The sequence below is a fragment of the Bacteroidota bacterium genome (assembly GCA_016722375.1).
GTDB lineage: Bacteria > Bacteroidota > Bacteroidia > Chitinophagales > LD1 > Bog-950.
On record JADKJG010000008.1, the window covers coordinates 106,052 to 119,020 of the forward strand.

The 12,969-nt window shown below is 39.8% G+C and carries 8 protein-coding genes and 3 pseudogenes; all 11 read left to right on the top strand.

What is annotated here, in order from left to right:
* Position 1 precedes the first annotated feature (1 nt).
* The 11 genes and pseudogenes from IPP77_12690 (at position 2) to IPP77_12740 (ending at position 12,391) form a co-directional block, all read left to right on the top strand.
* Positions 2–541 carry a pentapeptide repeat-containing protein gene (locus tag IPP77_12690; protein MBL0310489.1) on the top strand — a complete coding sequence of 180 codons (540 nt, stop codon included), beginning with the start codon at positions 2–4 and terminating at the stop codon, positions 539–541.
* Between the two features lie 504 nt (positions 542–1,045).
* Positions 1,046–1,423, top strand: coding sequence for a transposase (locus tag IPP77_12695; protein ID MBL0310490.1), 378 nt, complete (start codon positions 1,046–1,048; stop codon positions 1,421–1,423).
* A 101-nt stretch (positions 1,424–1,524) separates the two neighbouring features.
* Complete coding sequence (locus IPP77_12700; protein MBL0310491.1) at positions 1,525–2,001, top strand: GyrI-like domain-containing protein; 477 nt, start codon at positions 1,525–1,527, stop codon at positions 1,999–2,001.
* 228 nt (positions 2,002–2,229) lie between these two features.
* Positions 2,230–3,575 (top strand): annotated as a pseudogene (locus tag IPP77_12705) (sigma-54-dependent Fis family transcriptional regulator).
* A gap of 250 nt (positions 3,576–3,825) precedes the next feature.
* The gene (kdpF, locus tag IPP77_12710) at positions 3,826–3,903 is read left to right on the top strand and encodes a K(+)-transporting ATPase subunit F (GenBank protein MBL0310492.1); all 78 of its coding nucleotides are present in this window, start codon (positions 3,826–3,828) and stop codon (positions 3,901–3,903) included.
* A gap of 128 nt (positions 3,904–4,031) precedes the next feature.
* Positions 4,032–5,731 (top strand): annotated as a pseudogene (gene kdpA / locus IPP77_12715) (potassium-transporting ATPase subunit KdpA).
* 35 nt (positions 5,732–5,766) lie between these two features.
* On the top strand, positions 5,767–7,758 hold the full coding sequence (gene kdpB, locus IPP77_12720; GenBank protein MBL0310493.1) for a potassium-transporting ATPase subunit KdpB: 1,992 nt from the start codon (positions 5,767–5,769) through the stop codon (positions 7,756–7,758).
* A gap of 12 nt (positions 7,759–7,770) precedes the next feature.
* Positions 7,771–8,331, top strand: coding sequence for a K(+)-transporting ATPase subunit C (locus IPP77_12725; GenBank protein ID MBL0310494.1), 561 nt, complete (start codon positions 7,771–7,773; stop codon positions 8,329–8,331).
* A 169-nt stretch (positions 8,332–8,500) separates the two neighbouring features.
* Positions 8,501–9,529, top strand: a complete 1,029-nt coding sequence (locus IPP77_12730) for a porin (GenBank protein ID MBL0310495.1) — start codon at positions 8,501–8,503, stop codon at positions 9,527–9,529.
* The gene (locus IPP77_12735; GenBank protein MBL0310496.1) at positions 9,529–10,653 is read left to right on the top strand and encodes a sensor protein KdpD; all 1,125 of its coding nucleotides are present in this window, start codon (positions 9,529–9,531) and stop codon (positions 10,651–10,653) included. The genes IPP77_12730 and IPP77_12735 overlap by 1 nt, the downstream gene beginning before the upstream one ends.
* Before the next feature lies 1 nt (position 10,654).
* Positions 10,655–12,391, top strand: a pseudogene (locus IPP77_12740) (HAMP domain-containing protein).
* The last annotated feature ends 578 nt before the right edge of the window (positions 12,392–12,969 follow it).

Consider the following 12,969-nt stretch of genomic DNA (forward strand, 5'->3'; position numbering starts at 1 on the left):
AATGACAGAAACATACATACAAGACAAAATATTTGACAAATACGACTTTTCGAAAATTCCTTTGACAAAAGGTGAATACGAAAGCTGTATTTTCATGAACTGCAACTTTGCCGACAATGACCTTTCAGACTTTAAGTTTATAGAATGTGAATTTTTAAGTTGCAATTTAAGTTTAGCCAAACTAAACAATACTGCCTTTCGAGACATCATGTTCAAAGACTGTAAAATGTTAGGGCTTCGTTTTGATACTTGTAATGAGTTTGGACTTTCTTTTTCGTTTGATTGTTGCCAACTTAACCACTCTTCATTTTACAAAATCAAAATCAAAAAAACGATTTTCAAAAATTCTCAATTACAAGAAATTGATTTCGCGGATTGTGACCTAAATAATTCTGTTTTTGAAAACTGTGATTTGACCAGAGCCACTTTTGAAAACACTAATATTGAAAAAGCGGATTTTCGGACTTCTTTCAACTATTCTATTGATCCGGAAATAAACCGAATTAAGAATAGACTTCTTTCCAAAATGGGTTTATTCTAAAAATAAGTACACTAGACTATGTGTTCTGTTGATTGAATTGTGGAAAACAGAAGTTTGATAATTTCTTTGCTTCAGCGATGGGCAATTATTCAAAACAGCCAAAGGCACAGTTTAAACGTAGTACAGAGTCACCGGAGAGGTGTTTCATCTGATGGGCAGGTCTAGAAGAGGCACAAAGCGAAAGCACCCAAGCCGTGGAGTGGCTCCAAATTAAGTTTAGAGGACAAGGTTTTGATGCTCCTGATGTATTACAGGAGTATCGAACGACGTTCCATATTGGCGTTCCTATGACATTAGTGAATCGGCGGTTTGCAAAATAATTATGGATACGGAGCATAAGCTCATCAACGATCCCGTTTCATTTGCCCGGCAAAAAGGTACTTACCTGTCCGGAAAATAAGTTTGAGCTTAGTCTGGATAGATGTGACGGAAACCCCTATTGAGCGACCAAAAACAGCGGCGTTATTACTCAGGTAAAAAGAAAAGACACACTTAAAATCACAGATAATAGCAGACCAAAATACCCGACAGATTGTTTGCACCGAAGTGGGAAATGGACGCAAGCATGATTACAAGCTGTATAAACAAAGCCAAACACCCATCCATCCCACCATAACCGCAGAAGTAGATACCGGATACCAAGGATTACAAAAGGCACATCCCAATACCGAAATACCAAAGAAAAGAAGCAAGAAAATCCGCTTACCAAAACAGATAAACAAAGAAACCAACGGATATCCTCCACAGGTGGCTATCGAGAATATCATCCGAAAACTCAAAATATTCAGAATACTGGCTGAAAATTCAAACAGAAGAAGAAGGTTCAAATTGCGGCTCAACCTAATCGCGGCTATTGCTAACTTACTAACTAAGCCTATTTGATTTTGGAAAGAGGTCTAGTGCAAGGTTTTCCATCTTCGGTGTTTCAGGTCTTTTAGACAAATATGATATTGAAATTGAACAAAAATAATTGAGCAAAAAGGATGACACCAAGAATTGAAGATTTGAAGGAAAAGAAGCTAATTGGTAAACGTCTAACTATGAGTTTGGCCAACAACAAGACAGGAGGATTATGGCAAAATTTTATGCTAAAACGCAGAGAAATAACAAACAGTGTTACGAACGATTTGATTTCAATGCAAGTTTATAAACCGACATATTTTGCAGACTTTAAACCAACAAATGAATTTGAAAAATGGGCAACTGTTGAAGTAGTAGATTTTGACAAGGTGCCGACAGATATGGAAACATTCTTATTGTCCGGCGGACTTTATGCCGTATTTGAATATATAGGTTCAAGTAACGACCCAAGTATTTTTCAATACATTTTTGGAACATGGCTGCCAAGTTCTGCTTATGGTTTAGATGATAGACCTCATTTTGAGGTGTTGGGCGATAAATACAGAAAAAATGACCCAGCATCAGAAGAAGAAATTTGGATACCAATAAAACTGAAATAATAACGCCAGCCACTAACCGGTATTTTGCAAAAGTGACGGTTCCGCCAACGCACAAAGGAAATTGAATTTCTATTGCTAACACCCATTACACACATTTTGGTCTGCCCGGACCTGATTTTACCACTGTAAGCAATACAAAAAGAGTATAAGTTCATCGAGTTTTATTTCACTTCATATCAAATCCCCCACTTTAAAATTCTACCTTTGTTGCTGAACAATGAGTGTGATTTGGGCCGTATATTACTAATAGACGATGAAGAAAAACTTCGGGCCCTGCTGACACGCATTATCAGTTTGGAGGGCTTTGAGGTGGTGCAGGCGGCTGACTGCAAAGCGGCCTTAAAGAAGTTAGACCAAACTGACTTTGACATTGCCCTTTGCGATGTAAAGCCGCCTGACGGAAGCGGGGTTGAACTCTCCAAAAGAATAAAAGACAAGTTTCCGCACATTGAGGTCATCTTACTGACCGCTTACGGCAACATTCCTGACGGCGTCCAAGCAATCAAAAACGGAGCATTTGACTACATTACAAAAGGAGACGACAACAACAAAATAATTCCGCTATTGCATCGTGCTATGGATAAGGTAACTCTTGCCAAGCGTGTGCAACAGTTACAGAAACAAGTTGGCGACAAGTATTCATTTGACAACATCATCGGGAAATCAAAACCAATTCGTGCAGCTATTGATTTAGCGCAAAAAGTTGCCGACACCGACACTACAGTTTTATTGTTGGGCGAAACAGGACAGGCAAAGAAGTTTTTGCTCAAGCCATTCATAGCGCAAGCAGTAGGGCAAACAAGCCGTTTGTTGCTATCAACTGTTCTGCATTTAGCAAAGAACTTTTGGAAAGTGAAATGTTTGGACACAAAGCCGGAGCCTTTACCGGAGCAAACAAGGACAAAAAAGGTTTGTTTGAAGAAGCCAATACCGGAACTATTTTCTTGGACGAAATCGGAGAAATGAGTTTAGAGTTACAGGCAAAGTTACTTCGGGTAATTGAAACAGGTGAATTTATAAAAGTAGGAGAAAGTAAAACGAGCAAAACCAACGTCCGCATCATTGCTGCTACACATAGAGATCTGCAAAAAGAAATTTCAGACGGGCATTTTCGGCAGGATTTATTTTACCGCTTATCCGTATTTCAAATCGAATTACCCTCACTTCGTGAAAGAGTAGCAGATATAGAACCTTTGGCTAAGCATTTTACAGCCTTCTTCTCGGCCAAAATCAATAAGAAAATAAAATCGCTGTCTAGTGACTTTGTTGAGGCACTAAAACAACATCAGTGGAATGGAAACATTCGTGAACTGAAAAATGTAATTGAGCGGAGTGTGATTTTATCAAACAATGATGAACTAACTTTTGAAAATTTACCTATTGAGCTACAAAGGGTTTGTTCCGTTTCAAAACACGGAAAGCAACTTTCCGCGTTTGATTTGGCAAGTGCCGAAAAACTTCATATTCAGAAGGTGCTGAACTACACCAGCGGAAACAAAACTGAAACTGCGCGGCTATTAAATATTGCCACAACTACCCTTTACCGCAAACTTGAGGAGTTTAAAATCAGTTAAAGCATAGCGTTTTGCTATGCCTCACCGTTTCATTTTGCAACGGCTTTCAATCCCACATTTTTCCTAAAATTCCTCAAACCCTTTGTCTGTAAAGGGTTTTGCCTTCCAGAATGTGATATGGAACGACTTTGGTAATTCCTATTGCCAAAAAAGAAACAACCATGACAACCGTAATTCTTATCGCAGCCGGGCTTTTATGCTTCACGCTGTTTTACAAATCCATCAACTTCTTTGAAAAAATCTAAACAACATGACCGCACTATTCATCATCGCTATTTTTCTTTTCGGCTACATGATTTATGTATTACTCAAACCGGAAAAATTCTAGACCATGAATTGGGAAAAAGTAAAAGAGGCAGTAGTATTCATTCTCTCCATGCTATTCACATTGTCAATGCTCTATCTTGTTTACTGGAAGGCCAAAGTCTTATTTAAGTTCTAAAAACAACAAACAAAATGAATACTGAAATACTTGGAATAATCTTGATGTATGTCGCGGTAGTCTCTCTTGCCATTCCGCTTGGCAGATACATCGGTAAAGTTTTTACCGATGAAAAAACATGGCTGGATAAAATTTTCAATCCGCTTGACCAACTCTTTTTAAACTGAGTGGTATTGACCCAACTAAAGAAATGAACTGGAAACAGCATTTGGTGGCATTGCTTATCATCAATACCTTTTGGTTTCTCATTTCCATGTTCACGCTTACTAATATGAGTTGGCTGCCGCTCAATCCTGACAGCAACCCATCCATGTCTGCCGACCTTGCTTTCAATACTTCCGTGAGTTTCGTTACCAACACCAACTTGCAACACTATTCAGGCGAAAGCGGTTTATCTTATTTCGGTCAACTCATTTTAATGCTGTGGCAGTTCATTAGTGCTGGAACAGGCATTGCAATTTGTGCAGTAGTTTTTCTTGCCATGAAAGAGCGCACAGCTCAAACACTTGGCAACTTTTATTTCTTTTTTGTGAGAAGCTGCACACGCATTTTATTACCGCTTGCTTTTGTAGTGGCTTTGCTGCTTGTTTTTAACGGAACACCCATGACATTTGAAGGCAAAGACACGATAACAACATTGCATGGCGACACCGTGCAGATAAGCCGAGGTCCCGTTGCTGCTTTTGTTGCGATTAAACATTTAGGAACAAATGGGGGTGGTTTTTTTGGTGCAAACTCTGCTCATCCTCTTGAGAATCCAAGCTACTTCACCAACATAGTTGAAATGGTTACACAAATGTTGATTCCTATAGCCATGATTTTTGCATTGGGTTTTGTTATCAAAAGACGAAAGCTCTCCTGGATGATTTTTGGAGTCATGAGTCTTGGGTTTATTCTGCTAACCATTCCAACTATTGTGTCAGAAATGGGAGGGAATCCGAAAATAGCTGAAATGGGAATAAGCCAGAACATGGGAAGTATGGAGGGAAAAGAAATCCGTTTCGGTTCTGCAGCTTCAGGATATTGGAGTATTGCTACTACTGTAATATCAACTGGGAGTGTTAACTCCATGCACGATAGTTTTACGCCCTTAAGTGGAATGTTTCAAATGCTGGGAATGATGATAAATTCCTTTTATGGTGGTGTAGGTGTAGGAATGTTGAACTTCTACATCTTCATCATTCTGGCTGTTTTTATTAGTGGTTTAATGGTAGGCCGCACGCCGGAATTTTTAGGTAAAAAGATTGAAGCTAAAGAAATGAAAATTGCTATGATCATAGCCTTGCTTCATCCATTCCTGATTTTGACAGGAACAGCTCTATCGAGTTTTCTTTACACAAGCAACCCCGAAGCATTTTCCGGTTGGTTGGCAAATCCGGGCTTTCACGGTTTCAGCGAAGTGCTTTATGAGTTCAGTTCCTCATCAGCCAACAACGGAAGCGGTTTTGAAGGATTGGGAGACAATACACCTTTCTGGAACATCGCTTGCGGATTGGTAATGCTCTTTGCACGTTACCTACCTATTATAGGCCCTGTTGCGATTGCGGGGAGTTTAGCATCTAAAAAGTTTATTCCTGAAGGCAACGGCACATTAAAAACAGATACTGCCACATTTGGCTTAATGGTTTTTGCAGTTATTGCCATTGTAGCAGCACTTTCATTTTTCCCTGCACTCACATTAGGACCGATTGCAGAATATTTCTCACTCTATTAAAACTTATAAGTCATGACTAAGGCAAAAGTACATCCTTGTTTCAATCTCAACTGTTGGAAGAGGCACTCATACAATCGTTCATTAAACTGAACCCGAAAACCATGTTCAGCAATCCGGTCATGTTCACCGTTTGGATTGGCACTTTGGTAATGCTCATAGTTTCCCTTTGGACTATATCTGGTGCAATTGGACAAGGTTCATTTGCTTATAATTTTGTTGTCTTTATAGTGTTGCTGCTCACTTTGCTCTTCGCCAATTTTGCTGAAGCAATTGCTGAAGCAAGAGGAAAAGCACAGACCGATAGTTTGCGTAAAACACGCGAAGAAACTCCTGCAAAACTGGAAAACGGCCAAACGGTTCCTTCTTCTCAGCTAAAAAAGGGCAACATCTTTATCTGCGAAGCAGGAGATACAGTTCCCACTGACGGAGAAATTATTGAAGGTATTGCAACTATTGATGAAAGTGCTATCACAGGCGAAAGTGCACCCGTTATTCGTGAAGAGGGGGGAGATAAAAGTTCTGTTACCGGAGGAACAAAAGTGTTGAGCGATAGAATTAAAGTAGTCGTTACCACACAACCCGGTGAAAGTTTCTTGGATAAAATGATTGCGCTGGTGGAAGGTGCAAGCCGTCAAAAAACACCGAACGAAATTGCACTTACTATTTTATTGGCAGGTTTCACATTGGTGTTCATCATCGTTTGCGTTACGCTCAAACCCTTTGCTGATTATGCCAACACCCCCATCACCATTGCTGCATTCATTTCACTTTTCGTTTGTTTAATTCCTACAACCATTGGCGGTTTACTTTCTGCTATTGGCATTGCAGGAATGGACAGGGCTTTACGAGCCAATGTAATTACCAAAAGCGGAAAGGCGGTGGAGACCGCAGGCGATATTGATGTGTTGTTGTTGGACAAAACGGGAACTATCACTATCGGCAATCGCAAAGCCACCAAATTTTATCCCGCTAATGGTATGGACGAAAAACAGTTCATCAAATCAGTCGTGCTCAGCTCCATGAGCGACAGCACACCCGAAGGGAAATCAATCATTGAATTAGCAGGTATAAATCCACTCAATTACAAGATTGAGAATGCACGCTTCATAAAATTCACGGCTGAAACAAGAAGTTCAGGTATTGATTTTGAAAACACTCGTATTCGTAAAGGGGCATCTGATGCAATCAGAAATTTGTGCGAAAAATCAGGAAGCAGTTTTCCAACCGAAACTGCCGAGCAGGTAAAACTGATTTCAAGCAATGGAGGAACTCCGCTTGTAGTTTCTGAAAACGAAAAGGTGATAGGTGTCATTGAATTGCAGGACATCATCAAGCCAGGCATCCAGGAACGCTTTGAGCGTCTTCGAAAAATGGGAATTAAAACTGTGATGGTAACAGGCGACAATCCGCTCACAGCAAAATATATAGCTGAAAAAGCGGGTGTGGATGATTTTATTGCCGAAGCAAAACCAGAGGATAAAATGAATTATATCCGCAAGGAACAATCAGAAGGAAGATTGGTTGCCATGATGGGTGATGGAACAAACGATGCTCCGGCACTGGCGCAAGCTGACGTTGGTGTTGCAATGAACAGCGGAACACAGGCAGCTAAAGAAGCCGGCAACATGGTTGATTTGGATAATGACCCCACCAAACTGATTGAGGTGGTTGAAATTGGGAAACAACTTTTAATGACACGCGGCACACTCACCACTTTCAGTATTGCCAACGATGTGGCAAAATATTTTGCCATTGTTCCGGCGCTTTTTATCACATCAATTCCCGCTTTGCAAGGTTTGAACATTATGAAATTGCATAGTCCTGAAAGTGCCATTCTTTCGGCTGTAATTTTTAATGCCATCATTATCCCCTTGCTCATTCCGCTTGCGCTAAATGGCGTGACCTACAAACCTATTGGAGCCAGTGCGCTGCTGCGCAGAAATCTTCTCATCTATGGTTTGGGTGGCGTAATCGTTCCGTTCATCGGCATTAAACTCATTGACTTAGTTGTTTCTCTATTCTTTTAAAACTCAAATAATATGAAATCAAATATTCTTCCGGCCATCAAACTCACACTGCTTTTATTAGTGTTCTTCTGTGGCATCTACACTTTAGTTATTTACGGAATTTCGCAGTTCGCATCAAACAGCGGTAAAGGCGATATCGTTACCCACAATGGTAAAACCTATTATAGCAATATCGCGCAAAGTTTTACGGACGATAACTATTTCTGGTCGCGTCCGTCGGCTGTTGCATACAATGCGGCGGGCAGTGGAGGAAGCAACAAAGGTCCTTCAAATCCTGATTACTTAGCCGAAGTGCAATCGCGCATTGACACTTTCCTCGTTCACAACCCCGGCATTGACAAATCAGAAATTCCAAGTGATTTAGTAACAGCCAGCGGTAGCGGACTAGACCCTCACATTTCTGTGCAAGCTGCTAAGGTGCAGGTTAAGCGCATTGCAAAAATTCGCGGCATTGCCGAAGCAAAAATTCAGGAACTCATTATTTTAAACACCGAGAAGCCCTTGTTCGGTTTGTTCGGAACAGAACACATCAATGTTTTAAAACTCAACATCGCCTTAGACAATCTTAAATAAAGATCAAAATGAAAGCTTCCATTAACTACAGTATTGCATTTTTAATCTTCTCCTTTCAGTTCTCAATTTCTAATTCACTTAACGCGCAAACAACTTTATCTGAAGCCGACAGGCAAGTCATTATTCAGCAGATAAAACAGGAAGTGTTAGACAGTTTGAAAAGCGAACCATCAAAACCTATTGGGCAAATTTCAAAAGCACTAACCATTTCCGGTTACTTGAAACTTATTACAGTTATGATTTTGCAAACCCTGCAAATCATGTTCGTCAGCCTTTTGTTTATTCATTCAATAGACACAATGAATTCAATTTGAATTTGGGGTACATCAAACTAGCTTTTGCGACGGAGAATATTCGTGCCAACATTGCACTTATGGCGGGGGTATACAGCAACGACAATCTTTCGGCAGAACCTGGAGTATTGAAAAATGTTTTTGAAGCTAACACAGGGGTCAAGATTTTAAAAAAGAAAAACCTTTGGATTGATGCGGGAATTTTTGTTTCTCACATTGGCTTTGAAAGTGCAATCGGTAAAGATTGTTGGAATTTAACCCGCAGCATCTTAGCCGACAATTCTCCTTACTATGAAACAGGGGTAAAAATTTCTTACACCACCGACAACGGCAAATGGTTTGTAAGTGGACTAATTCTGAACGGTTGGCAGCGCATTTACCGCAGAGACGGAAATAATTTTCCCGCCTTCGGTCATCAACTCACTTTCAAACCCAATTCAAAAATCACCCTCAACAGCAGTTCATTTGTCGGCAGCGATATGCCCGACAGCACAAGACAAATGCGCTACTTCCACAATCTGTATGGACAATTCCAGTTGCACGAAAAATTCGGGATAATTGTTGGCTTTGACATTGGCGCGCAACAGCAATCAAAAAACAGCAGCACTTACAACACTTGGTATTCGCCTGTTTTAATTCTTAAAGTAAGCCCCACCGATAAATTCAGCATTGCCGCAAGAGGCGAATATTACAGCGATGCAAATGGAGTAATTATTGCAACCGGAACTCCCAACAATTTTCAGACCTTTGGATATTCATTAAACTTTGATTATCTCATTCATAATAATGTTTTGTGGCGTGTGGAGGGAAGGGGATTTTCAAGCAAAGACAAAATTTTTATGCTGAACGATAAACCCAACAAAAACAATTATTTCTTAACCACTTCACTTGCCGTTTCATTCTGATGGAAGAAACAAGAAAGTCTGCTGAAGAATTTCTCAACCTGATTAAAAAGTCAAGACGCGGAAAGTTCAAAATCTATATCGGCATGAGTGCTGGTGTGGGAAAAACATTTCGCATGTTGCAAGAAGCTCATACACTTCTCAAAACTGGTATTGATGTAAAAATCGGTTACATAGAAACTCATTACCGGAAAGAAACGCATGATTTGTTGGAAGGGCTTTCGGTTATTCCACGCAGGAAACTTTTTTACAAAGGCAAAGAGTTAGAGGAATTAGATGTGCAAGCGGTTATTTCGCTTCGCCCTGAAGTGGTGATTGTTGACGAGTTGGCACACACCAATATTCAGGGAAGTAAAAACGAAAAGCGTTGGCAGGATGTACTGGAGATTTTGGAAGCAGGAATAAATGTTATCAGTGCTATAAACATTCAGCACATTGAAAGTTTGAATGAAGAAGTAAAAGCTATCACAGGTGTTGAAGTGGCAGAACGAATTCCTGATAAAGTTCTGGCTCTTGCCGATGAAGTGGTAAACATTGACCTCACTGCCGATGAATTGATTGTTCGTTTAAAAGAAGGGAAAATTTATCAGGCCGAAAAAATTCAGGCGGCATTAAATAACTTCTTCAAACCAGAACACATTTTGCAGTTGCGCGAACTCGCATTGAAAGAAGTGGCATCGCAGGTAGAGCGCAAAGTGGATATTGAAGTGCCGAAAAATATTGCTCATCGCCATGAGAAGTTTTTGGCTTGTATTAGCAGCAACGAGAAGACCGCAAAGAATGTAATCCACAAGACCTCTAGGTTAGCCAGTTACTACAACGCACAATGGTTTGTGCTGTATGTTCAAATTCCAGCAGAGGACACCGCGAAAATTCCTTTGGACAAGCAACGACATCTCATCAACAATTTTAAACTTGCTACTGAGTTAGGCGGGCAAGTAATTCGGGTGCAAGAGAAGAATATTCCGTTTGCCATGATCGAACAGGCGAAGAAACACAACATCACTACCATTTGTATTGGTAAGCCGCATTTGAATTTGTTTAAAATAATTTTGGCTACAAATATTTTTAATGAGTTGCTGAATAATTTGTCAGCATCTGATATTGATCTTGTAATTCTATCGTAATATGAAAATCAAAACAAAACTAACTCTCTGGGTCAGCTTTCTTTTTTTGCTGATAGTAATTCTGATTGCTGCAGGTCTAAAATACACTAATCAGATTTCAAATGAAACACAGAACATCTTAGTCGACAACTACAACACCATTGATGATTCGCGCAAAATGCTCATTGCGTTGGATATGGTTGTTGTCTCCTATACGGCTATTGACACCTTTCAGCATAATCTTACCAATCAGCAAAACAATATCACCGAAAAGGGCGAGGAACAACTCACTGCCAAGCTCACACTTGATTTTGAAAAGTTGAAAGCCAATCGCCACGACAGTTCGGTGTATGTAAGCATCCGAAGCGACCTTGCCGATATAATGCTACTGAATATGCAAGCCATTCAACGCAAAAGCGAAATTGCAAAGCAGACTGCCCGAACCGCAACCATTATGATTTCCTTAATCGGAACGTTTTGTTTTCTACTTGCTTTTTCACTGCTCTTAAACCTGCCATCAAATATTGCCAATCCTATTAAAGAACTTACTGAAAGTGTTAGAGAAATCGCTGCAAAAAACTATGCGCAGCGTGTGCATTTTGAACAGCACAATGAATTTGGAGAGTTAGCACAATCATTTAATGTCATGGCAGAAAAACTACAGGAATACAACAACAGCAATCTTGCCAAATTGATGCAGGAGAAAAGGAGAATTGAAGCGCTCATCAACAATATGCACGACCCGGTAATTGGGTTGGACGAGAACCGGAAAATACTGTTCATAAATGATGAAGCGTTGAGAATATCAGGGCTTAAACTGGATGATGTAGTAGGAAAGCCCGCAGAGGAAATTGCAGTGTATAATGATTTAATCCGTTCATTAATTAGAGATGTGCTTAAACCAAATGGCAACGGAAATAAGCAGCAACGGCTGCTAAAAATATTTGCTGACAATAAAGAGAGTTTCTTTGAAGAAGAGATCATTCCTATTTCAATTATTCCCACAGCCGAAAAACAATCCAGACATATTGGCGATGTTATCATTCTTCAAAACATTACACCATTCAAGGAGCTGGATTTTGCCAAAACAAATTTTATAGCCACCGTTTCACACGAACTCAAGACACCTATCTCCTCTATTCTTATGAGTTTAGCTCTTTTGGAGAATGAAAAAGTAGGCACGGTCAATTCAGAACAGAAGCAACTAATTCAAAGTGTAAAGGAGGATAGTGAGCGGTTATTAAAAATTACGGGTGAACTGTTGAACATGACACAGGTTGAAACAGGAAAAATATAATTGAGTTTGCAGCCCACTCCACCCAAGGAAATCATTCACTATGCTTTGGAAGCTGTAAAAGTTCAGGCAGAACAAAAGAATATTTCCATTGAAACTAATTGTCCCGAAAACATTCCGAATGTAAATGCAGACTGTGAGAAAACCGCTTGGGTACTTACCAATCTTTTGTCAAATGCTGTGCACTATTCTTACGAAAATTCAAATGTGTTGATTACGGTAAAAGAAGTTGAAAACAAAATTCAGATTTTGGTAAGGGACTTCGGTAAAGGTATTGACCAGAAATATCAGCATAAAGTTTTTGACCGCTATTTCCAAATTCCCGGGAGCAGCAAATCAGGAACGGGGCTTGGGCTTGCCATTAGCAAGGAATTTATTGAAGCCCAAGCAGGAGAGATTTTTCTACAAAGCGAGGTGGGAAAGGGCAGTGTTTTCTCAATTGCATTAAACAAATCACCGGCATGATACTTTTCGGGGTTTAATACATTAAATCTGATACAGAATACGGGCTACAACCTTCCTCATTCCCGGCTCCATTATATATGAGATATTCTCTGCTATTGAACCGAGTCTGTTCACTAAACTTTGACTTGTTTTTCCGGCTGGTTTGTCTCTCCCCGCAATAAACCAGACTATTTTTACGGCAGACTTGCCTATTTCTGCGCCAGAATGAGTCTGGATATTTGCCGAAAACATACAAATTAGCAGAAAAACATGAAGAAATAGTATATTGTAACTATTTATCATCATGGTTGGTTTAAAATCTTAAATATATTAAATACATTATACATCAGTCGCTTATCTATCATAGATGTTTGGTATAAGATAGAGGACCTGCTATTTTTGATCGAATTAAAACACCCCGAGAGTGATTTGCTTGGGGACTCGATAGCTAGAATCAGCGGCGATAAATACACGTGTTAGCAGTAAGAAGATTGGAGAAATAAACAGCCCATTTGGTGATTTTGAAATTTAGCAAATAAAAAATGGAGAGAAAAGTGAAGCGACAGAGTTTTTGGCTAAAACCTTCACTTTATATCCTG

Excerpts from the sequence above, each read along its gene's own strand:
- IPP77_12690 (MBL0310489.1), top strand. The coding sequence starts at position 2 with ATGACAGAAACATACATACAAGACAAAATATTTGACAAATACGACTTT.
- IPP77_12700 (MBL0310491.1), top strand. The coding sequence starts at position 1,525 with ATGACACCAAGAATTGAAGATTTGAAGGAAAAGAAGCTAATTGGTAAA.
- kdpF (MBL0310492.1), top strand. The coding sequence starts at position 3,826 with ATGACCGCACTATTCATCATCGCTATTTTTCTTTTCGGCTACATGATT.
- IPP77_12725 (MBL0310494.1), top strand. The coding sequence starts at position 7,771 with ATGAAATCAAATATTCTTCCGGCCATCAAACTCACACTGCTTTTATTA.
- IPP77_12735 (MBL0310496.1), top strand. The coding sequence starts at position 9,529 with ATGGAAGAAACAAGAAAGTCTGCTGAAGAATTTCTCAACCTGATTAAA.